Below are 21,549 nucleotides of genomic sequence, written 5' to 3'. Positions count from 1 at the left end.
GATTGTTCACACTTCGGCATCACAAGTCAGAAACCGAACAGGTTCGCCTCGGTGATTCCCTTGCGGACAAAGGCGGCGCGGTCGGCTTCGGGCTGCCATTCCAGAACCTCCTTGGCGCGGCGGTTGTCGAAGGGCGAGAAATGCGCCCGGCTCTTCCAGTCGGCGAGCGAGGGGCGCACCAGACCGCGCTTGCGCAGTGCATATTTCTTCAGCCCGTATTTCACCGCGTCCGAGGCATAGAAGGCATGAAGGTTGCCCGCCTTGACCCGGATCCGCGCCCCGAGCGCCTCGTGGATGGCGTCGAAGTAGTCGCGGGCCGACAGCATCGGTTCCCCGACCAGGTTGAAATTCTGCCCGATGGCGGCGGTCCGGGCGGCCATGCGGATCAGCCCGTCGGCCACGTCGTCGATCAGCACGAAGGGCAGGATGTTGGTCCCGTGGCCCCAGATCCGCACCGCGCCCGCACCGTGCCAGCGCCCGATTCCCCAGTGCTGCAGCGGGCCGCCGGGGCCGACCACGATGCCGGGACGGGCGATGGTCAGCGGCAGGCCGCGTTCCCGGTGCAGCTTCATCAGCTGGCGTTCGCATTCCGCCTTCGAGCGCGCATACATGTTGCGGTCGCTCATGTCCTCGGGGAAGGGCGTGCTTTCGGTGATGGTCTTGCCGGGATCGGACATGTCGTAGCTGGCGATGGTGCCGGTGTACACCAGCCGCCGCACCCCGGCCTTTTCGCAGGCCATGCCGATGCGGGTGGCGACGCCGACATCGTTGACCAGCGCATCTGCCCAGGTCTTGTCCATGGATTTCGCGAGGTTGAAGACCACGTCGATGCCCTTCATCGACTCGGTCAGGGCGTCGAGATCGCGCAGCGACACGCCGACGGTCTCCACCTGGTCGGGCAGGTCGGGAAACGGTCCGTGACGGCCGCGGGACAGCACCCGGACGTCATGCCCGTCGGCCACCAGCCGCCGCGTCAGCGCCCGTCCGATGAAGCCGGTGCCGCCGATGACCATTGCCGTGGGCCGGGTGTCGCGGGTCCGCACGGCGGGCGCGGCGGTCGCCAGCACCTCGGGCGGGAGCAGGGCGATGGCGTCGTCGATGGCCTGCATCACGGTCACGGCACTCTGCCCCGAGAAGCGCGCATCAGGGCATCGGCCATGGACAAGCCCGCCGTAAAGCGCCGCATCCATGCCCCGGAAGCTGAGCGCATAGGGCCCCTTCTGGTTCAGCGATCCGGCCTGTACGGCGGCATTGCGCAGCCCTTCGCGCAGGTGCTGCCAGCTCAGCCCGAGCTGCCGCTTCAGCGGGTTCACCACCAGATCCGAGGTGTTGTCCCGCTCGACCGTCAACACGTCCGAGGCAAAGTCGAGCCTGGCCCGCGCGGACGAGCCCCGCAGCGTGACCGAACGGTCGTCGATCGTCTCGACCAGCGAGATGACGAAGGTGATCCGCACGTCTCCGGCCTGCGCGAGGATGCGGAAGGATTGCGGGCGCGGATCGTCTCCCGGAAGCGCGACGGGCATGGCGGATTCGGCGTGCAGGATCGTCGGCTTGCCGAACAGATCGACCGCGAAGGCCACAAGGTGCGGACCGAGCTCCAGCAGCAGGTTCTTCGGTTCGCGCAGCAGCCACAGGTTGTAGGGCCCCGAGCGCAGCGGGGCCAGCGGCAGCGCCCAGCAGATCTCGGCGGCCGAAACCCGCCCTAGGTCGCCCTCGGCCATCATCTCCTTCAGGCGGATATAGGACGGCAGCCCGAGGAAATTGTGCCCGGCGCTGAACCGCTTGCCGGCGGCCTCGGCGGCGGCGGCAATGGCGCGGGTCTGTCGCGCGCTTTCGGCCACGGGCTTTTCCACCAGCACGTGCAGCCCGGCCTCGAGGCAGCGGATCGCCAGGTCGTGGTGCAGATGCGGCGGGGTGAGGATGTGCACCGCGTCGCAGGTGCCGCTCTCGATCAGCGCCTCGACCGAGGTGAAGGCCCTTGTCCCGTAGGCTTCGGCCATGCCCGTCGCGGCGGCTTCCGACACGTCGCAGATCGCGGCAAGGGTGGCGTCCGGCGTGGCGCGCAGCGCGTCGGCGTGCCAGGTCGCGATGTAGCCGGCCCCGATCAGGCCGACACGGATGGGGTTGGACATGGAAATGGCCCCTTATTTGTACTCGATGATGCGCATCTGGGCGCGGCGGGCATGGCGGACCCGGTAGGTGACCATGCCGATGAGGTTCGGAAATTTCGATAACGTCAGCAGGACGGAATGGCGCAGGGCTTCGGCGCGGGGCAGGCCTTCGCCTTCGAGCCCGCGCGCGGTGCGCAGGTAGTTCAGCGCATAGGCGGTCAGCCCGAGCAGCGGCAGCGACCAGTGGACCGGCGCACCGGCCAGAATGACCAGCGGCAGGGCCAGTCCGTAGACCAGCACGCGCTTGCGCTCCTTGCGGAAATATTCGGGATGCAGGTGACCGACCTGGGCAAAGCCGTGACCCGTGCGCACGGCGCGGGTCCACCACTGGCCGAAGCTGTGCATGTCGGCATCGTGGCGGGTCATCTCCTCCGGGATGCGTTCGAGCCCCCAACCCGCCTTGTGCAGGCGGGTGCAGAATTCGTCATCCTCGGCGGCGATCACCGTGGGGTCAAAGCCCGAGACGGCGGAAAACGCCTCGGCGCGCACCATCATGTCGCCGCCGCAGGCCAGGATCGGCCCCGCCGGGCGGCGCCATTCGAAATCGGTCAACTGGTTGTAAAGGCTGGCATCCCGGTGGATCTCCGAGCGCCAGCCCGTGACCATCGCCAGCTCGGGATGCGCGTCGAGATGCGCCCGCGCCCGGTCGAGGAACCCGGCCACCAGCATGCAGTCGCCGTCGACGAACATGACATACTGCGGGTCGCTCAGCGCCGCGAACCCGGCGTTGCGGGCGCGCGCGGCGGTGAAGGGCGTCGTCATGTCGAGCGGCACGACCAGCGCGCCCGCGGCCTCTGCCGCCGCGACGCTGCCGTCGGTCGAGCCGCTGTCGACATAGACCACCTGCCGCGCCCGGCCGCGGACCGAGTCCAGCGCCGCCACCAGCCGCGCCCCTTCGTTGCGCCCGATCAGCACCACATCGACCGCGGTCATGCCTGCTCCTCGCGCTTCGGGGGGCGCGGACCGCCGTTGCCGTAGGTGGTGAACAGCCGCGACAGGCGGGCGGCCTCCTTGCGGATGTCGAAGTCGGCGGCGACGATGGCCCGGCCCGCCGCGCCCATGGCGGCGCGTTCCGCGGGGTCCGACAGCAGCCGGTCCAGCGCTCCGGTCAGCGCGGCGGCATCGCCGGGGGCGACCAGCAGGCCGGTTTCGCCATGATGGACCAGTTCCGGCACCCCGGCGATCCGGGTCGTGACCACCGGCAGCCCCGCCGCCATCGCCTCCATCAGCACGACCGGCACACCTTCGGCAAAGCTGGGCAGCACAAAGACATCGGTGTCGCGCAGGGCCTCGGCCACCTCGTCCTGGCTGCGGTAGCCGAGAAAGCGCACGTGGTCGCCCGACCCGGCGGCGCGGGATTCCAGCGCCGCGCGGTCCGGCCCGTCCCCGATCAGGGTCAGGCGCAGATCCGGGTGGCGCCCGCGCAGCGCGTCCACCGCGTCGAGCAGGATCGGCACGCCCTTCACCCCGGCCAGGCGCCCGACGAACAGCAGCCGCTTGGCGGCATGGTCCGGCGGGGCATACCGGGCGGGGTCGATGCCGCAATGGATGATGTGGAACCGCTCCCAATGCGAGGCGGCCGCGAAACACATGAGCTGAGAGCGGCAGAAATCGCTGATGCAGGCGACGAAACTGGCCCGCGCCGCCTTTTCGTCGATCCGCCAGTGATGCGGTTCGAAAAAGATGTCCGGGCCGTGGATGGTGAAACTGTAGGGAATCCCCGACAGCGCGCTGGCCAGCATCGCCACGGTGCAGGACGCCTTGGCGATGTGGTTGTGCAGGTGGCCGACCCCCTCGTCGGCGAGATGCGCCGCAAGCACCCCGGCCTCGGCGAAATAGATCAGGTTGTAGAGCCGCCCGCGCAGCCCCTTGGGCGCCGTCTGCCAGGCCAGCTTCAGCGCGGCGCCGTAGCGTGCGGGCCGCTTCATCCAGCGCAGGTGGGCGCGCATCAGCCGCAGCGGCGATTTCACCGCTTCCAGAACCTTGAACGTGCGCGCATGTTCGGCGCGCTGCTCCGGGCCGACCAGGTGCTCGGGCCCGGTGGTGCGGATCGAGCAGGTCAGCACCTCGTGGCCGAGCGCCCGCAGCGCCGCGACCTCGCGCTGGATGAAGGTGTCCGAGGCGCGGGGATATTCCCCGGTCAGGTAGGCGAGTTTCGGAAGGCTCATGCCGCCCCCTCCACCGAACGCGCCAGCATCTCGGAGAAGGGCGCATCGTCCCGTCCGCCGAGCGCCTCCCGCAATGCGTGGTTGGGATAGCTCAGCGGCATCATCCTCGCGCGCAGCACGGGTTCGCGCAGAAGGCCGGGAAGTTTTCCCGAAATCGGCCGAAGTGCCCGCGTGACGCCCAGCCAGGCGCCGTAGGGCACCGGCAGCATCGCCTTGGGCCAGCCGGTCAGGCGGCGATGGTCGGCGCAGAACCGGGCCCGCGTCGGCAGGTCGTCATCGACCACGTTCACGACCCGCACCCCGCCCGGGTCGGTCATCGCGGCGGACACCAGCGACCGGCCCAGATGATCCACGTGGCACAGCGGCAGCGCCCCGTCCGATTCGATCCGCACCAGCAGCGGCCCGGCCCAGAAGCCGTTCAGCGCGTGCCAGCTTCGCCCCGGCCCGTAGACCGCGCCCGGCCGCATCATCCAGAGCGGCCCGCCGCGCGCGGCGCACAGCCCCTCCTGCGCCAGCTTCGCGCGGGAATATCCGTCCTGCGCGCCCGCCGGAGTGTTGAGCGGCGCGTCTTCGTCCAGCACGTCGCCGGGCGACAGCGCCATCGTGTCGTAGACGGCAATGGAACTGACCAACACCAGCCGCATCTCCGGAGGCAGCGCGTCGAGCAGGTGCGACGTGGCGAGCAGCGTATCGGCCCGCAGCGCCGCGTCGTCCCCGCCCAGATGCGCTGCGGCGTGGATCACCGCGCCGCAGCCGCGCATCGCGCCGGACAGCGCGTTGACGCAGGCCGGATCGGACAGGTCGGCGCGCAGCACCTCGATCCCGTCATCCTCGGCCCAGCCGGGCGCAACGCTGCGGCGCGCGACGGCGACCACCTCGATACCCCGCGCTCGGGCGGCGGCGACGGTGGCGCGGCCGATGAACCCGCCCGCCCCGGTGATGAGGAGTCGCCCTAGCGCGCCCATGGCATCGGCTCCATCGCCTCGCAGCGGGTCGTCATGGCCTGCGCCCCAGAGGTTTCGCCCGCGTTCTGGATCGCCAGCGTCACTTCGGTCAGGTGCAGCGCGAAATCGTTCGACAGACGCGACGGGCGGCCCGCGGCGATCGCCTCCAGCATCTCGGCCGGGCCGAGCATGAAGTTCATCGCCGCAGCGCCCCAGCGTTTCACCTTGGGATGCGTCGCCTTGTCCAGCCTGACCCGGCGCGGAAACGGCGATTCCATCAGCCGGCGGCGAATCGTCATGCGCTTGGCAAAGGTCACCTTGGCCGCGTTGTCCCAGGCCGCCCCGCAGCGCAGCACGCCCCTGTCGCCGATGATGCGGATCGAATGATCGTGCGGGGCGATGATGGAACAGGTCAGCCGCGTCACCGGCCCGTTCTCGAAGAACAGCATCGCCACCGAGAGATCCGGGGCCATCGCTCCGGCGCCGGTCTTGTCCGGCAGCACCTCGGCCGAGGCCGCGACCACCCGGCGCACCGGCCCGAACCACGAGATCAGCCAGGCGAGGTAGTAGCCCGCGTGTTCCAGCGTGCAGCCGGTGCGGAATTCGTCCTCGTAGGGCCAGGGCGCGCCGGTCTCGCTCAGCCACTTGTCATAGGCGGCCTGCGGGATGAAGCCGTCGTCCAGCTCCGCGTAGATCGCGCGCGGCGTGCCGGCCACCTCGCGGCGCAGCGCGTGGCCGAGGGTCTGCGCCGCCTCTCCCAGCACCGAGCAGGGCGCCGAGGCCAGCATCAGCCCGCGCGTCTCGGCCAGGGCGTGCAGCAGCTTCGCATCGGCGAGATCCGTCGCCAGCGGCTTTTCCGAATAGACGTGGTGCCCGGCCTCCAGGCAGGCGCGGTTCAGCTCGAAATGCGCGCCGGGATTGGTGAGGTTCAGCACCAGCCCGCCGGGCGGCACTTCGGCCAGGAACTGCGTCAGCGAGTCCTTGCGCGGCAGCGACCAGTGGGCACAGAACCGGTCCAGCCGGTCCGCGTCGCGGTCATAGACGCCGACGACCTCGATCCCGGTCATCGCGGCAAGCGACCGCATGTAGAGATCCGCGACGAAACCGCATCCCAGCAGGGCGATTCGCGCCGTCATCGGGCGTCTCCCGGGCCGGTCCCGCAGGGGGCGGACCCGCGGGCGGCGGGGCTGAAGGGTCGGGGCATCATTTTCCTATTCGCGAATCCGGGTCGATGCGGACATCTCCGGTTGAGCAGATAAATTTGACCATAATTCGGCATTGCAGCATGAACCCCGTTCCAACATGCTGTTCATGGCCGAATTGCGGTGACCCTGCGTCATTCCGGACACGTTGTTTCGACAAAGTGACTCCGTCCATGCTGTTTTTGCAGAAAAAATGCGCTATAAAGTTCGCGGGGGCCGAGAGGAATGCTGCCGGAATGGAATTCACCATTTGCGGAGCGCGAATTGCTGTCAATGTCCCCACCTGGGCGGCTTTGCAGGCTCGCGTGACCGAAAGATTGGCCCAGCGTCAGGGATTCGCGCTGGCGACCATAAACCTTGATCATCTCGTGAAATTACGGGGGTCCGCGGCCTTCCGGCGCGCGTACCTGGCGCAGGATTTCGTCGTCGCCGACGGCAATCCGATCGTCTGGATGTCGCGTCTGGCCCGTCGTCCCGTGCAATTGATCCCGGGATCCGACGCAATTCTGCCGCTGGCCCGAATCGCCGCAGATCTGGGGGTGGGAATCGCCCTCGTCGGAAGCACGGAGCAGGCGCTCGCCGGGGCGCGGAGTTTTCTGGAACGTGAAATCCGGGATCTGCACGTGGTCTGCACCATCGCCCCGCCGATGGGCTTCGATCCCGAAGGTCCGCAGGCGACCGAGCTCTTCGAAAGGCTGAACGCGTCGGGGGCCGGCCTGTGCTTTCTCGCGCTCAGCGCGCCCAAGCAGGAAATCCTCGCGGCGGCCGGGCGGCGCGGTGCCCCGACCATCGGGTTTGCCTGCATCGGCGCCGGGCTCGACTTCTTTGCCGGAACCCAGAACCGCGCCCCGCTCTGGGCACGCCGCTATGCGCTGGAATGGCTTTGGCGGGCTGCGACCAGCCCGCGCCGCCTTGCGCCGCGCTATGCCCGCTGTCTGGCGATTCTTCCCGGTCAGATCCTCAAGGCGGCGCTGCTGCGGTTCCGGTCCTCTCAGGTCTGAAGCCGCCGCGGCGTCCTGCGCCGCATCAGGACAAGGTCCTTCACGCGGCCCTTGAGCCCGCGCGGAGGCAGCACTTCGGTGTCCATCTCGAACACCGCGCCGGTGAGATCCGGCGCCATGTCCAGCGCCAGCGCGACGCCCCAGCGGGCCGACACCTCGGGCGCGACTCCGTCCGGAATGCCCATCCCGGTCTTCAGCATGCCGGGCATCCAGTCGCCGATGACGATGCCGGGGAAGCGGTCGCCGAGATCGGCGATCAGCGCCCGGGTAAAGATGCGCGCCGCGCCCTTGGACACCGAATAGGCCGACGAGGCGGGCAGGGGCGCGATGTCGGCAAAGGTCGCGACGTTGAGGATCCGCCCCCGCCCGGTCCGGCACATATCCTCCAGCGCCGCCCGCGTGCAGGCCACCGTCCCGCCGAGGTTGATCGCGACGGTATGCATGTAGGCAGCGGCCGTTTCGTCAAGGAAATCCCGGCGCGGATAGACCGCCGCATTGTTGATGAGCAGGGCGACCGGACCCAGCGATTCCCGGATCCGGGAGAATGTCCCGGCCACCTGCGCAGGATCGGCGATGTCGGCGGCAAAGGCGTGGAAGGCCGATCCGGCCTGCTCCGCGGTCCCGTCGAGCGCGTCGGCCCGGCGGCCGATCCCGGCGACGGTGAAGCCGCGCGCGACCAGTTCCACCGCCAGCGCCCGCCCGAGGCCTGAGCCCGCGCCGGTCACGATGGCGACTCCGTCGGAGGGGGCAAGGTGCATCATCGTATCTCCGTCAGGATGCCGTTCGCGACGCGCAGTGCGTTGGCGGCGATGGTCAGGCTGGGGTTCACGCCCATCGAGGTCGGCATGAACGACGAATCCGCCACCCACAGGTTGCGCAGATCATGCGCCCGGCAGCCGGGGTCGAGAACGGAGGTCTTCGGATCGCTGCCGAAGCGCAGCGTCCCGCTCGGGTGGCCGAGGTTCAGCTCCGGCCCCATGCCCAGGAACACCCGCCGCTGCCCCCGGAAGGCGCGCGCGATGGCGCGGCGGAACAGGCGGCGGCGCTCCAGCAGTTCGGGATGCAGATCGTAGGTCATCGCCAGCCGGTCGGGCTCCGCCGGGTCCCAGAGAACCCGGTTGCCGGGATAGGGCATGTCCTCGAGCAGGCCGACGAAGATCTGCGCATGGCCGAAAAGCTGCGCGGCGAGCGCGGCCGGAACCCGCGTCATCTGGCGCAGCCCCGGCACGCGGCTCCAGGCAGAGGCGGCGAGCATCCGGTTCAGATAATGCACGATCTCGCCGTAGGAGGCGCGGATTCCCATGGCCTGCACCGTGCCCAGCCGGGCGCCCCCGGCGTGGTAGAGATCGCGCAGCGACACGGCCTTGGTCGCGCCGTCGTCCGGGGTGCCGCGCGGTGGCCAGAGCGCGAACATCTCGTTGAGATGGAACATCAGGTTGCGCCCGACCAGCCCGGAACCGTTGGCTGCACCCTCCGGCCAGGCCTCGCCCCGCGAGCGCAGCAGCAGCCGAGCCGAGCCGAACGCCCCGCCCGCCAGCACCACGCGCGGCGCGCGCAGCACCCGGGTCTGCCCGTCGTGGCGGATCTCCACCCCCTCGACCGAGGTCGCTCCGATCAGGCGCAGCACCTCGGCGCGGTCCACCAGCGCGGCCCGCCCGGTCGCGAGCGCGGGTTCGATCCCCGCGGATCGTCCGTCCATCTTGCAGGCGCGCGGGCATTTGACCCCGAGGCAGTTCAGGCAGCCGTCCAGCCGCCGGATCGCCGTATGGGCGTGGTAGGGATGCAGGCCGCGCGCCTCGAAGGCGCGGACCAGCGCCTGTTCCGTGGCGTTGAAGGCGGGCGGCGGCTGCAGCCTCATCGGCGCTTCGGGCGACAGCGGATCGGGGGTGCCGTGGATGTGATACATCTCCGCCGCGCGGTCGTACCACGGGCGCATCGCGTCGAAGCCTACGGGCCAGCCGCCCGTGGGGTGGGGCCGGTCGCCGGTCTCGTCGAGGTCATGACGCTCCGGCCGTTCGAGTGTTCCGGCATAGAACACCGACGAGCCACCGACACCGGCCCCGAGCGGCGCATAGGTCACGCTCTCGCGGCCGTCTATCGTCGCGTGCAGCGGCCGGGGCCAGAGCCCGCGCGCGGCGCGGCCCTCGGGGACAAAGATCTCGGACAGGCCGTTGCGCTCCTGCCGGAACCCGGCGGGCCCCTGTTCCAGAAAGAGCACCCGCATCCCGCCCTCGGCCAGGGCGCGCCCGACCGTTCCGCCGCCGATGCCCGTGCCGATCACGATGACATCGTGATCGGCCTCCAGGGCGGGATGGGTCACGATCCGGCCCCGTCCGTCACGAAGAGCGGCGCGAAGAGATCCCGCATCGCCAGCGCGGCGCTGTTGGTCAGGTGGTTGTTGTCGAAATAGTAGCCCGTCCCGTCGATCAGCGCATGGCAGGCGGTGTCGTCGCAGATCCGCGGCCAGGTGTCGATCAGGGTGATCGCTCCGTCCTCGGCCATCGCGCGCCAGGGCGCCTCGGCGGGCAGGATGCGCTGGGCCAGCGCGGCACGGGGGATGTCGGCGCGGGTGACCGGCGTCTTTGCCAGCGGCCAGCCCGCATGCGCCGCCTCGCGCGCGGCGACCCGGCTGTCATAGGTCGCGATCTCCGGCGGCTGGCGCAGGACGATAACCTCGTCGAACCAGGTCAGAAGGTCGGCCACGGTTGCCCGCGCCGCATCCGCCACCACGTCGGACTGCCGTTCCCCGATCACCGGCGGCCGGGTCGTCGGGTGCACGGCGATGCGGTTGTCCTCGTCCAGCCCGATGCCGGTGCCGTTGGCGTAGTAGGTCCAGCGTCCGACCAGCAGCACCTTGTTCATCGACGGCAACCTGCCGAAGCTCTGCTTGATCTGCAGGTTCGCCTGGGTGCATGCGGTGTCCTGCGCCTCCGTGGCAGAGCTTTCGACCTTGCGCAGATCGAACAGCGGCATGCAGCCCGCCCGCCAGATCAGCAGGCCGGGAACCCCCGCCTCGTGCGCGGCAAGGTCGATGCCCTCCTTGAAGGCGCGCACGTGGCTGTCGCCCCAGACAAGCACCTGCGGCGGCCCGTCCGGACCGACGGAGCAGACCTCCAGCCCCATCAGCGGCCCTTCGGAGGGGGTGCGGCACCGGCTCCAGTCCTGCAGGAAATCGGCGGAGGCGGCGATATGGGGCCGCGCCTCGGGGCCGAAGCGGTCGGGCAGCCCGTCCTTGAGATAGAGCCATCCGCCCACGGCCAGCATCGCGCCGGAGGCCGCGACCGTCCCGCCGAGGAACACCCACCCCGGCAGCCGGGCGCGTCGCATCGGGCTTTCGATCAGGCGCCAGGACAGCCAGGCCAGGCCGACCGACACGGCCATCCAGGCCACCGCCTCCGCCGCGTTGGCATAGCCGCCCCGCAGGTAGAGCGACAGCGTCAGCACCGGCCAGTGCCAGAGGTAGAGCGAATAGGAAATCCGTCCGAAGAACACCGGCACCGGCGCCGACAGCAGCCGGTTCACCGGGTTGCGCCCGGTGCCGTTGGCCAGCAGCAACACCGTGCCGAGCACCGGCAGGATCGCGTAGAGCCCGGGGAAATGCGGTCCGGCGGGGATGAACAGGATCGACACCGCCACGAGGCCCAGGCCGATCCAGCTCAGCCCGGCGTAGCCGCGCCAGCGGCGGCCGGTCTCGATCCCCCAGATCGCCAAGAGCACGCCCGAGAGCAATTCCCAGGCGCGGAACGGGAACAGGTAGAAGGTCGCGGTCGGCTGCGACGGCGTCAGGCCGATGCAGGCCGCGAGCGAGGCCGCCCAGACCCCGACCAGCGCCACGAGCAGCACCGTGCGGCGGCGCGACAGCAGCAGGATGAACAGCGGCAGGAAGATGTAGAACTGTTCCTCCACCGCGAGCGACCAGGTGTGCAGCAGCGGCTTGTCCTCGGCCCCGGTGTCGAAATAGCCCGACTGGCGGAAGAACAGCACGTTGGACAGGTACACCGTCGCCGCGATCAGCGTCTTGCCGTATTCGCGGAATTCGAAGGGCAGCAGCAGCGCCCAGGCGAACAGCGTCGTCACCACCGCCATGGCAAAGAACGCCGGGGCGAGGCGGCGGAACCGCCGGATATAGAAATGGCTCAGCCGGATTCGCCCGGCGGTTTCGTATTCGCGCCAGAGAATGCCGCCGATCAGAAAGCCCGAGATGACGAAGAAGATGTCCACCCCGGTAAAGCCGCCCGCCAGTCCGGGCATCCCGAAATGGTACAGCACGACCGAGAGGACCGCGATCGAGCGCAGGCCGTCGATGTCGCTGCGATAGGGCAGCGAGGGCGCGCCGGGCTCATGCATGGGCCGGGCCGTCTTGGGGAAACAGGGCGTCTGCGGGCATCAAGCCAACCATCTTGTCGTTTCAAATCCGCGCCACGCCCCCGTGCGCACGATCGCCACAGTAGCCGCGCCGGTCGCAGGGCTGCAAGCGCGGGGGCAAGTCTGGGGGCAAAACCTCTGCAAAGTGTTGCTTCTCTGCTTGACCCGCCCCCGGAACCTGAAAATATTCCAAGTCATTGGCAGCTCTGATGGAATGGCGGGGAAGACAGATGCAGGTTTCCGGGGTGTCCGCCGAGGTTCCGGACCTGTCGCGCGAAGAGGTGCGCCGCTTCTGGGACCCCGGCCCCAAGCTGATCCGCGCCGTGCGCCGCTACCAGGCCGCCCGCGCCCGCGGCGGGCTTTGGGGGCGGATCGTCTCGAAGGTCTGGGTGCTCGATCACCATGTCTGGTCGGTGCTGTGCCAGAGCGAACTGCACCTCAACACCCGCATCGGCGGCGGGCTGCGGCTGACCCACCCGACCGGGATCATCGTTCATCCCGGGACGGTGATCGGCGTGAACTGCATGATATTCCAGCAGGTTACCATTACCGAAGGCGTCACGCTCGGCGGGCATGTCGATGTCGGCGCGGGGGCCAAGATCATCGGCCCCGTGACCATCGGCGACCACGTGGTGATCGGTGCCAACGCGGTCGTCACCGCGGATGTGCCCTCCGGGGTCACGGTCGCCGGCATCCCGGCGCGGATCATCTCGACCAACGCGCCTCGGGGCTAGAACCAGTCCGGCCGGTCGCCGCCGTCGCGCAGCCAGGCATAGACCCCGGCCACCTGTTCCGCCTTGCGCGCCCAGGTGAAATGGCTGGCGACCCTCTCGCGCGCCGCCAGTGCCATCGGAGCCAGGTCGCGCGGACAGTCCGCTGCCCGCTCCAGAATTGTCGCAAAGCTGGAAACGATCTCCTCCCGCGTGCCGCAGGGCACCTTGAGGCCGACGCCGGGGATCACCAGCTCTCCCGGTCCGGCGTAGTCGACGATCAGCGGCACCACGCCCAGCGCCATCGCCTCCAGCACCACGCCACCGCCGAATTCGCGGATCGAGGGGAAGGACAGCAGGTGGCAGCCCGCCAGGATGTCCTGCACCTCGCGGTGCTCCTTCCAGCCGTGAAAGGTCACCGCCCCCGCGATGCCGAGCGTTTCGGCCTGCGCGCGCAGCGCCGGCATCATCGGACCGTCCCCGATCAAGTCGAGCGTCATGCGCCCGTCGCGCAGCAGGTCCGCCGCGGCGGTCAGCAGCATGTCGGGCCCCTTGTAGGGCACCAGCCGCCCGACGAAACAGGCGCGCAGCACATCGCCCTCCGGCGCGGCGATGCGGTTGAACCGCGCGGGATCTATGCCGTTCTCCGGCAGGTAGATGGTCTTTTCCCGGAATCGGGAGGGAATCTCGCCCTCCGTATGGCGCGACCCGACAAGGATCGCCGCGGCATGGCACAGCGTCGCGTCGCGCCCCGGCAGCACCTTGTAGGCCGACCGCAGGTAGCTCAGCCATTCGCGTTCCTGCCGCCGCTCGGTGTCGAACCCGGCGGGCCAGGGCACCCCGCCGTTGAGCGGGCCCAGCACGAAGGGCACCCCCGCACGTGCGCAGACCCCGGCCAGCGAGGACGAGATGGTCGGCGACAGCGGCGTGATCCGGTGCACCACGTCGTAGTCGCCGCGCGCGATGGCCGCGCCGAAGCGGCGGCGGACCAGCCGTTCGAACCACGGATAGCTCAGGGCGTTGATCGCCTGCACCATGGTCCAGCCCTTGCCCTCGCCCATGCGCAGCCGCTCGGCCAGCTTCCACATCGGGCGGGCGAAGGTTTCCGAATCGATGGCGGTGAAATCCCGCCCCTCGGTCATCCCGGCCCGCAGAAAGGCGTCGCGGTTGCGGATCTGCGTCACGATATGCACCTCGGCCACCTCGCGCAGGGCGCTGGCCAGCGACCAGCCCACCAGGGGCACGCTCACCCATTCGGGATTGGCCGCCTCGGCAATGGCCAGGACTCGGGGTCGTTCACGCATCACGGTCTCACATCACGGATTGCCAGCCGAGCGCGTGGGAATTTCCGCGTTTCAGCCGTTCGGATTTCAGCGCCTCGGCATAGCCGGTCAGCATCCCGGCCAGCAGCCAGGTCAGCGGGGTGATGGTGGCGTTGGGGATCATGTCGAAGACGTTGATCGCCAGCATCAGCGACAGCGGCGCGATGAAGGGCGACACCTTTTCCTCGCGCGCGAGGACCGCCTCGCGCCAGAGCAGCACCAGCGGCAGGACCAGCAGCCCGAACTCGGCCAGGAAGCCGATCCAGCCGTAGGTGCCGATTGCGATGATCCAGCGCCCGTCCGTCACGGTGAGGATGATTCCCGACACCGGGTCGAGGATGTGGTTCCGCCCCCAGCTTCCCCAGCCGAAGAACGGCTTGATCGAGGCGCGCTCCATCAGCGTGTTCTCGTTGTCGAAGCGGAATTCGAGCGAGGCGGCCCGGTCCGGGTCGATCGAGGCCGCCTGTTGCAGCAGGCGCTGCTCGGGGATCAGCCCCGCGCCCTTCAGCGTCGGATAGCCGATCGCCAGAAGGCCGATCAGGATCGCCACCTTGATCTGCATGAGCCGCGTCAACAGCAGCACCGCCGGGATCAGCAACACGGCAAAGATCAGCGCCCCGAGTGATTTCGCCAGCACCAGGATCACCGTCAGATAGGCCGCCGCCCCGAGGATCTTGATATTGTGCGACTCGCTGTCCTGCCGCCAAAGCGCAAAGGCCGCGACGCAGGCGGTCATGGTGAAGAAGGCCACCCAGAGCCCGTGATACAGGAATACTACCGGGCGATAGCCGCCGAAGCGCACCGACTGGCCGAAGAAATGCTGGTAGTAGCCGTAGGTCCAGAGGTTGAGCTGCGGCGACAGGCGGATCTCGATCAGCATCAGCACCGAATAGACCAGCCCGCCCCACATCAGCGCCACCAGCAATTCCCGCTGGGAGCCGCCCCCGGTGAGGAACTGCCGGGCCATCAGGAAGGGCAGGATCATCAGGAACTGCTGCATCGGCAGGGCGATCGCGTCCTTGATGCCCAGCGCGGGCAGCCCGTAGGTGCCGTAGAACACCGGCTCCGTGTTGTTGACCACGGTCAGGATCGGCGACAGCACGAAGGCCACCAGCAGCACCTTGCCCGTCAGCGACTGCGGCAGCAGCGACCCGGTGAAGCCGAAGCGCCAGAGGCAGTAGAGAAACGCCGTCAGCGCGGGCAGGTTGTGCTTGGTGAAGGGCGGGAACAGCGGCAGGTCGAAGACCGCCGGCGGCTCGGGCAGGAACAGGTAGCCCACCATCACCGTCAGGATCAGCGCACGATCCGGGGCCATGCGCCGGAACAGCGCAATGGTCACGATCGGCCAGATGGCCAGCATCAGGTAGGCAAGAGGGTTGGGCATGTGCTGTGCGTCGCAGTCCTTTGGGCTCGCGGCAGTCCGCAGGCACCCCCATGCCCCGAACTGGCCGCATCCTAGCAAGACCGCCCGGCAATGTCGCCTCTTCCCGGGGCCGAAACCGGCGCAGTCTGGCAGAATTGGCACATCCCGGTGTCATTGTTTCCGTCCGGCATGGGACGAGACATCTTGTCGCCGCATTGTTCATCCACCACGACCCTGCAACCGCAACGCGAGGCACGAGAGCGCATTGGCACGGAAGCGACTGAAGATTGCGTATCTGAGCGATTTCTCCCCGCTCGACCGGAACATGTATTCCGGCGGCAATGCACGGATATACGATTCGCTCGGGGCGAATGTCGGGGACGTGACGATCCTTCCCAACACCTGGTTCGCCGCCGAACCGCTGCGGCGGCTGATTCACGCCACGCCGAACGGGGTGAACATGCGGGTCCGCTGGCGCCTGCATCTCGCGCTGGCGCAGGTCGTCGCCGCAGGTGTGCAGCGCAACCTCCGGCAGGACCGGTACGACGTGGTGTTCTGCGCCTATTCCTTCCAGTCGCTCGCCGGTCTGACCCGGCCCTATCCGCTGGTCACCGCCTATACCTCGGATGCCACCAACACGATCTTCCGCAAATCCGAACTCGGCGACTGGCACAAGTCCTCGGTCGTGGGCCGCGCCTTCGACGGCTGGGTGGAATGGCACGAACGCCGGGTGATGCGCGCCGCCGACCTCCTGCTCTGGCCCTCGGACTGGATCCGGACCGAGGCGAACGCCCTCTACGGGCTCACGCCGGAAACCTCCCGGGTCGTGCCCTGGGGCGCCAACATCCACCGCCCGCCGCAAAAGATCGTGACCCCGGAGATCGGGCGCGACCGGCAGGTGCGGCTCCTGCTGGTCGGGCGCGACTGGTACACCAAGGGCGGGCCCAAGGCCTTCGACACCCTGAACGCGCTGCGCGACGAAGGCGTCGACGCGCATCTGACCGTGATCGGGGCCGTGCCGCCGCAACACCACCGCAACGCCCATGTCACCGCGCTGGGCGAGCTCGACAAATCCGACCCCGCGAAGCTGGCGATCTTCGACCGCGCCATGGCCGAGGCGCATTTCATGCTCATGCCGTCGCACGAAAGCTACGGCTTTGCCTTCTGCGAGGCATCGGCCCACGGCCTGCCCGCGCTCTGCCACCGGGTCGGCGGGGTGCCGGTCCGCAACGGCGTCAACGGCCACGCGCTGCCCTCCGGGGCCACGCACGAGGATTTCGCCCGCGTCGTGCTGCAATACCTCGAAAACCCCGAGGGTTATGCCGCGCTCTGCCGCTCCTCCCGCAAGGAATACGAAGACCGGCTGAACTGGGATTCCTGGGGGCAGACCGTCGCCGACCTTCTCGACGAACAGGTCGCGCGGCTGCGCTGATCTGGCATCAAGCTGCGCGCCCGGCTGGCCCTATCCGCCCGCCCGAAGCGTCGCTACGCTCGCCCCGATGCAGGGGAGGAGAGCGGCAATGAAGATGACCACCGAAGAGGCCTTCGTGAAGGTGCTCCAGCGCCACGGGATCGAACACGCCTTCGGCATCATCGGCTCGGCCTTCATGCCGATTTCCGACCTCTTCCCCCGCGCCGGCATCACATTCTGGGACTGCGCGCACGAAGGCTCGGGCGGCATGATGGCCGACGGCTACACCCGCGCTTCCGGCAGGATGAGCATGATGATCGCCCAGAACGGCCCCGGCATCACCAATTTCGTCACCGCCGTGAAGACCGCCTACTGGAACCACACGCCGCTGCTGCTGGTCACGCCGCAGGCCGCGAACAAGACCATCGGCATGGGCGGTTTCCAGGAAGTCGAGCAGATGAAGCTGTTCGAGGACATGGTCGCCTATCAGGAAGAGGTGCGCGACCCGACCCGCGTGGCCGAGGTGCTGAACCGCGTGATCCTGCAGGCGAAACGCGCCTCCGCCCCGGCGCAGATCAACATGCCGCGCGATTTCTGGACGCAGGTCATCGACATCGACCTCCCCGAGGTGGTGGAATTCGAACGCCCCGCCGGCGGCGCGGATGCCGTCGCGCAGGCCGCCGCCCTGCTTTCCGGTGCAAGCTTTCCCGTGATCCTGAACGGCGCGGGCGTGGTGCTGTCCGGGGCGATTCCCGACAGCATGGCGCTGGCCGAACGGCTCGATGCGCCGGTCTGCGTCGGCTACCAGCACAACGACGCCTTCCCCGGCTCGCACCCGCTCTTTGCCGGGCCGCTGGGCTACAACGGGTCCAAGGCGGGGATGGAACTGATCGCCAAGGCCGACGTGGTGCTCTGCCTCGGCACCCGGCTCAACCCGTTCTCCACCCTGCCGGGCTACGGTATCGACTACTGGCCGAAGGGCGCGAAGATCATTCAGGTCGACCTCAACCCCGACCGCATCGGCCTCACCAAGCCGGTCTCGGTCGGCATCGTGGGGGATGCGAAAAAGGTGGCCGCGTCGATCCTGACGCAGCTTTCCGACGGCGCGGGCGATGCCGGCCGGGCCGAGCGCAAGACCCTGATCGCGCAGACCAAAAGCCGCTGGGCGCAGCAGCTTTCGTCGATGGATCACGAAGACGACGATCCCGGCACCACCTGGAACGAGCGCGCCCGCGCGGACAAGCCCGACTGGATGAGCCCCCGCATGGCCTGGCGCGCGATCCAGTCGGCGCTGCCGCGCGAGGCGATCATTTCCTCGGACATCGGCAACAACTGCGCCATCGGCAACGCCTATCCGACCTTCGAGGCGGGTCGCAAATACCTCGCCCCCGGCCTGTTCGGGCCCTGCGGCTACGGCCTGCCGTCGATCATCGGCGCCAAGATCGGCTGCCCCGAGACCCCCGTGGTCGGCTTTGCGGGCGACGGCGCCTTCGGCATCGCGGTGACCGAACTGACCGCCATCGGGCGCCCGGAATGGCCCGCGATCACCATGGTGGTGTTCCGCAACTACCAGTGGGGCGCGGAAAAGCGGAACTCGACGCTCTGGTACGACGACAACTTCGTCGGCACCGAACTCGACACCGGCGTCAGCTATGCCGCCATCGCCACGGCCTGCGGGCTGCAGGGCGTGCAGGCGCGGACGATGGACGAACTCACCTCGGCGCTGGCGCAGGCCGTCACCGACCAGATGCAGCACGGCAGGACCACCCTGATCGAGGCGCTGATAAACCAGGAGCTCGGCGAGCCCTTCCGGCGCGACGCCATGAAGAAACCCGTCGAGGTTGCCGGGATCGACCCCGCCGACATGCGCCCGCAAACCGTTTAGCCGCCGGATTTCCGCATATGACGCGGAGGTTACCGGCTTTCCTCTGGCCTGTCCCCGGCCGCTGCCCTAGCGTCCTTGCGAAGGAGGGCGCCACGGCCGCATGACAGACCAACCGCAGATCGACCTGTCGCCAAGGGTCTCGGACGAGGTCCGCAAGACCACCTGCTACATGTGCGCCTGCCGCTGCGGCATCGACGTGCACCTGAAGGCGGGCCGCGTCGCCTATATCGAAGGCAACCGCGATCACCCGATCAACCGCGGCGTGCTCTGCGCCAAGGGCTCGGCCGGCATCATGCAGGTCAATTCCCCCGCCCGCCTGCGCGCGCCGCTGAAACGCACCGGCCCGCGCGGCTCCGGCCAGTTCGAGGAAATCACCTGGGACGAGGCGCTCGGCCTCGCCGCCTCCTGGCTGAAGCCGATCCGCGAAAGCGCGCCGCACAAGCTTGCCTTCTTCACCGGGCGCGACCAGTCGCAAAGCTTCACCGGCTGGTGGGCGCAGCAATTCGGCACGCCGAACTTCGCGGCGCATGGCGGCTTCTGCTCGGTCAACATGGCGGCGGCGGGAATCTACACCCTCGGCGGCAGCTTCTGGGAATTCGGCGCGCCGGACTGGGACAACACCCGCCTCATGCTGCTGTTCGGCGTGGCCGAGGACCACGATTCCAACCCGCTCAAGATGGGGCTGGCAAAGCTCAAGGCGCGTGGGGCGAAGATCATCGGCGTGAACCCGATCCGCTCGGGCTACAACGCCATCGCCGACGAGTGGGTCGGCATCACCCCCGGCACCGACGGGCTGTTCGTGTTGTCTCTGGTGCACGAACTGCTGCGCGCCGGGCGGGTCGACCTCGACTTCCTCGCCCGGTTCACCAATGCCGCCGTGCTGATCGATTCCGACCCGAAATCGCCCGACCACGGCCTGTTCCTGCGCGACGAGGAAGGCCGCCCCCTGGTCATCGACCGCCGCACGGGCAAGCCCGCGCCCTGGGACGGCGCCGGGGTCGAACCCCAGCTCACCGGGCACATCCGCCGCGCCGGGATTACCCACCGCTCGGTCATGCACCGGATCGCCGAGCGCTACCTCGATCCGCAATACGCCCCGGAAAAGGTCGCCGACCGCTGCGGCATCACGCCCGCGCAGATCCGTCATGTCGCGGCGGAACTGGCCCGCGCCGCCTTTGACGACCCGGTGGTGCTGGACCGCCCCTGGACCGATTTCCGCGGCCACCGCCACGCGACCATGCCCGGCCGTCCCGTGGCCATGCATGCGATGCGCGGAATCTCGGCCCATTCCAACGGCTTCCAGACCTGCCGGGCCATCCACCTGCTGCAATCCCTGCTGGGCGCGGTGGAAACCCCGGGCGCCATGCGCTTCAAGCCGCCCTATCCGAAACCGGCCGAGGCACATCCGAAACCGCATTTCCGCAGCAGCCCCGGCCAGCCCCTCGACGGCCCGATCCTCGGCTACCCGCAGGGGCCCGCGGACCTCGCGCTGGACGACACCGGCCGGCCCGCCCGCATCGACAAGGCCTTCAGTTGGGAAAACCCGCTGTCGCCGCACGGGCTGATGCACATGGTGATCTCGAACGCGGCGGCGGGCGATCCCTACCGCATCGACACGCTGTTCCTCTACATGGCGAACATGGCGTGGAATTCCTCGATGAACACGCGCGGCACGCTCGAGATGCTGACCCGCCAGGACGAGGACGGCAGCTACACCATTCCCCGCATCATCTACTCCGATGCCTACAGTTCCGAGATGGTGGCCTATGCCGACCTGATCCTGCCCGATACCACCTATCTCGAACGGCACGACTGCATCTCCCTGCTCGACCGGCCGATCTCCGAACCCGGCGCGGCGGCGGATGCGATCCGCTGGCCGGTGATCCCGCCCGACCGCGACGTGCGCGGCTTCCAGTCGGTGCTGCTCGACCTCGGCGCGCGGCTCGGCCTGCCGGGAATGACCGAGCCCGACGGCTCGCCGACCTATGGCGATTATGCCGATTACATCACCAATCACGAACGCCGCCCCGGCGTCGGTCCGCTGGCCGGCTGGCGCATGGGCGAAACCGGACTGACCCACGGGCGCGGCGGCCCCAATGCCGCCCAGCTCGACAGCTACATCGCCAACGGCGGGTTCTTCAGCGCCCATATCCCGGACGAGGCCGCCTATTTCAAACCCTGGAACATGGCCTACCAGCGCTGGGCGGTGCAGTTCGGCCTGACCGACGCGCCCCGGCCCTACCTGATCCAGCTCTACGCCGAACCGCTGCGCCGCTTCCAGCTTGCCGCCGAAGGGCAGGGCCCCCACCAGCCCCCCGACCACCTGCGCGGGCGCATCGGCGCCACGCTCGACCCGCTGCCGCTCTGGTACGCGCCGCTGTCGGACGCCCACGAGGATCCGGCGGAATTTCCCGTGCACGCGCTGACCCAGCGCCCGATGGCGATGTACCACTCCTGGGGCGGCCACAATGCCTGGTTGCGGCAGATCCACGGGGTCAACCCGCTGTACCTGCCGACCTTCTGGTGGCGGAAACTGGCCCTGAAGCCCGGCGACTGGGTGCGCGTCATCTCCTCCCACGGGACGATCACCGTGCCCGCCGTGCACATGGCCGCGCTCAACAAGGACACCGTCTGGACCTGGAACGCCATCGGCAAGCGCAAGGGGACATGGGCGCTCGACCCCGACGCGCCCGAGGCGACGCGGGGCTTTCTGCTCAACCACATCATCCACGAACTGCTGCCCGAACGGGGCGACGGGATGCGCTGGGCCAATGCCGATCCCGTCACCGGGCAGGCGGCCTGGTTCGACCTGCGGGTGAAGCTCGAGAAATCCGCCGATCCGGGCGAAAGCCTGCCGGTCTTCGAGCCGATCCGCTCGCCCGTGCCCGAGGCGCCGAAAGACCTGCGCTGGAAGGTGGGGCCATGATTGTGCACGCGCCGGAAACACCAAAACACCCTGCCGCTGCCGGAATCCTGCCGGAATGCGCGGGCATCCTTGCCGCGACAA

At 68.9% G+C, this 21,549-nt stretch carries 15 protein-coding genes; 5 read left to right on the top strand and 10 right to left on the bottom strand.

What is annotated here, in order from left to right; all coding sequences use genetic code 11:
- Positions 1–26 precede the first annotated feature (26 nt).
- The 5 genes from ACN0RJ_RS00765 to ACN0RJ_RS00745 are packed head-to-tail and all read right to left on the bottom strand — an operon-like array spanning position 27 to position 6,419.
- Complete coding sequence (locus tag ACN0RJ_RS00765) at positions 27–2,132, bottom strand: NAD-dependent epimerase/dehydratase family protein (RefSeq protein WP_417723103.1); 2,106 nt, start codon at positions 2,130–2,132, stop codon at positions 27–29.
- A 12-nt stretch (positions 2,133–2,144) separates the two neighbouring features.
- A complete protein-coding gene (locus ACN0RJ_RS00760) occupies positions 2,145–3,104 on the bottom strand; it encodes a glycosyltransferase (protein WP_417723102.1) in 960 nt (319 codons plus the stop codon).
- Positions 3,101–4,339, bottom strand: a complete 1,239-nt coding sequence (locus ACN0RJ_RS00755; protein ID WP_417723101.1) for a glycosyltransferase family 4 protein — start codon at positions 4,337–4,339, stop codon at positions 3,101–3,103. The genes ACN0RJ_RS00760 and ACN0RJ_RS00755 overlap by 4 nt, the downstream gene beginning before the upstream one ends.
- Positions 4,336–5,304, bottom strand: coding sequence for an NAD-dependent epimerase/dehydratase family protein (locus tag ACN0RJ_RS00750; RefSeq protein WP_417723100.1), 969 nt, complete (start codon positions 5,302–5,304; stop codon positions 4,336–4,338). Before ACN0RJ_RS00750 ends, ACN0RJ_RS00755 begins: the two co-directional genes overlap by 4 nt.
- Positions 5,292–6,419 (bottom strand): Gfo/Idh/MocA family protein, encoded by a 1,128-nt coding sequence (locus tag ACN0RJ_RS00745; RefSeq protein ID WP_417723099.1) that lies wholly within the window; start codon positions 6,417–6,419, stop codon positions 5,292–5,294. The genes ACN0RJ_RS00750 and ACN0RJ_RS00745 overlap by 13 nt, the downstream gene beginning before the upstream one ends.
- Before the next feature lie 302 nt (positions 6,420–6,721).
- Here ACN0RJ_RS00745 and ACN0RJ_RS00740 point away from each other — a divergent pair, with 302 nt between their 5' ends.
- Positions 6,722–7,486 carry a WecB/TagA/CpsF family glycosyltransferase gene (locus ACN0RJ_RS00740; protein WP_417720665.1) on the top strand — a complete coding sequence of 255 codons (765 nt, stop codon included), beginning with the start codon at positions 6,722–6,724 and terminating at the stop codon, positions 7,484–7,486.
- Here the strand turns inward: ACN0RJ_RS00740 and ACN0RJ_RS00735 are convergent.
- The 3 genes from ACN0RJ_RS00735 to ACN0RJ_RS00725 are packed head-to-tail and all read right to left on the bottom strand — an operon-like array spanning position 7,477 to position 11,833.
- Positions 7,477–8,247, bottom strand: a complete 771-nt coding sequence (locus ACN0RJ_RS00735) for an SDR family oxidoreductase (protein ID WP_417723098.1) — start codon at positions 8,245–8,247, stop codon at positions 7,477–7,479. The genes ACN0RJ_RS00740 and ACN0RJ_RS00735 overlap by 10 nt on opposite strands.
- Positions 8,244–9,806: a GMC oxidoreductase gene (locus ACN0RJ_RS00730; RefSeq protein WP_417723097.1), complete on the bottom strand. Its 1,563-nt coding sequence runs from the start codon at positions 9,804–9,806 to the stop codon at positions 8,244–8,246. Before ACN0RJ_RS00730 ends, ACN0RJ_RS00735 begins: the two co-directional genes overlap by 4 nt.
- Positions 9,803–11,833 (bottom strand): acyltransferase family protein, encoded by a 2,031-nt coding sequence (locus tag ACN0RJ_RS00725; RefSeq protein ID WP_417723096.1) that lies wholly within the window; start codon positions 11,831–11,833, stop codon positions 9,803–9,805. The genes ACN0RJ_RS00730 and ACN0RJ_RS00725 overlap by 4 nt, the downstream gene beginning before the upstream one ends.
- A gap of 248 nt (positions 11,834–12,081) precedes the next feature.
- Between ACN0RJ_RS00725 and ACN0RJ_RS00720 the strand changes: the two genes are divergently transcribed.
- Positions 12,082–12,585 (top strand): serine O-acetyltransferase, encoded by a 504-nt coding sequence (locus ACN0RJ_RS00720; RefSeq protein ID WP_417723095.1) that lies wholly within the window; start codon positions 12,082–12,084, stop codon positions 12,583–12,585.
- Here the strand turns inward: ACN0RJ_RS00720 and ACN0RJ_RS00715 are convergent.
- Both ACN0RJ_RS00715 and ACN0RJ_RS00710 read right to left on the bottom strand, forming a co-directional pair.
- Positions 12,582–13,865, bottom strand: coding sequence for a glycosyltransferase family 4 protein (locus ACN0RJ_RS00715; protein WP_417723094.1), 1,284 nt, complete (start codon positions 13,863–13,865; stop codon positions 12,582–12,584). The genes ACN0RJ_RS00720 and ACN0RJ_RS00715 overlap by 4 nt on opposite strands.
- A gap of 7 nt (positions 13,866–13,872) precedes the next feature.
- Complete coding sequence (locus ACN0RJ_RS00710) at positions 13,873–15,267, bottom strand: hypothetical protein (RefSeq protein ID WP_417723093.1); 1,395 nt, start codon at positions 15,265–15,267, stop codon at positions 13,873–13,875.
- Positions 15,268–15,511: 244 nt separating this feature from the next.
- Here ACN0RJ_RS00710 and ACN0RJ_RS00705 point away from each other — a divergent pair, with 244 nt between their 5' ends.
- From ACN0RJ_RS00705 to ACN0RJ_RS00695, 3 genes are all read left to right on the top strand, one after another.
- On the top strand, positions 15,512–16,678 hold the full coding sequence (locus ACN0RJ_RS00705) for a glycosyltransferase family 4 protein (RefSeq protein WP_417720640.1): 1,167 nt from the start codon (positions 15,512–15,514) through the stop codon (positions 16,676–16,678).
- An 88-nt stretch (positions 16,679–16,766) separates the two neighbouring features.
- Complete coding sequence (gene xsc, locus ACN0RJ_RS00700) at positions 16,767–18,542, top strand: sulfoacetaldehyde acetyltransferase (RefSeq protein WP_417723092.1); 1,776 nt, start codon at positions 16,767–16,769, stop codon at positions 18,540–18,542.
- Between the two features lie 100 nt (positions 18,543–18,642).
- Positions 18,643–21,468: a molybdopterin-dependent oxidoreductase gene (locus tag ACN0RJ_RS00695; protein ID WP_417723091.1), complete on the top strand. Its 2,826-nt coding sequence runs from the start codon at positions 18,643–18,645 to the stop codon at positions 21,466–21,468.
- The last annotated feature ends 81 nt before the right edge of the window (positions 21,469–21,549 follow it).

This window comes from Salipiger sp. (genome assembly GCF_048261495.1).
Lineage (GTDB): Bacteria > Pseudomonadota > Alphaproteobacteria > Rhodobacterales > Rhodobacteraceae > Salipiger.
The sequence above is the reverse complement of the archived record's forward strand: the minus strand, read 5'-3'. Positions and strand labels throughout refer to the sequence as shown.

Coding starts and splice junctions, on each gene's coding strand:
- ACN0RJ_RS00755 (WP_417723101.1), bottom strand. CDS start 4,339: ATGAGCCTTCCGAAACTCGCCTACCTGACCGGGGAATATCCCCGCGCC.
- ACN0RJ_RS00715 (WP_417723094.1), bottom strand. CDS start 13,865: ATGCGTGAACGACCCCGAGTCCTGGCCATTGCCGAGGCGGCCAATCCC.
- xsc (WP_417723092.1), top strand. CDS start 16,767: ATGAAGATGACCACCGAAGAGGCCTTCGTGAAGGTGCTCCAGCGCCAC.
- ACN0RJ_RS00740 (WP_417720665.1), top strand. CDS start 6,722: ATGGAATTCACCATTTGCGGAGCGCGAATTGCTGTCAATGTCCCCACC.
- ACN0RJ_RS00765 (WP_417723103.1), bottom strand. CDS start 2,132: ATGTCCAACCCCATCCGTGTCGGCCTGATCGGGGCCGGCTACATCGCG.
- ACN0RJ_RS00720 (WP_417723095.1), top strand. CDS start 12,082: ATGCAGGTTTCCGGGGTGTCCGCCGAGGTTCCGGACCTGTCGCGCGAA.
- ACN0RJ_RS00745 (WP_417723099.1), bottom strand. CDS start 6,419: ATGACGGCGCGAATCGCCCTGCTGGGATGCGGTTTCGTCGCGGATCTC.
- ACN0RJ_RS00710 (WP_417723093.1), bottom strand. CDS start 15,267: ATGCCCAACCCTCTTGCCTACCTGATGCTGGCCATCTGGCCGATCGTG.
- ACN0RJ_RS00760 (WP_417723102.1), bottom strand. CDS start 3,104: ATGACCGCGGTCGATGTGGTGCTGATCGGGCGCAACGAAGGGGCGCGG.
- ACN0RJ_RS00725 (WP_417723096.1), bottom strand. CDS start 11,833: ATGCATGAGCCCGGCGCGCCCTCGCTGCCCTATCGCAGCGACATCGAC.
- ACN0RJ_RS00735 (WP_417723098.1), bottom strand. CDS start 8,247: ATGATGCACCTTGCCCCCTCCGACGGAGTCGCCATCGTGACCGGCGCG.
- ACN0RJ_RS00695 (WP_417723091.1), top strand. CDS start 18,643: ATGACAGACCAACCGCAGATCGACCTGTCGCCAAGGGTCTCGGACGAG.
- ACN0RJ_RS00750 (WP_417723100.1), bottom strand. CDS start 5,304: ATGGGCGCGCTAGGGCGACTCCTCATCACCGGGGCGGGCGGGTTCATC.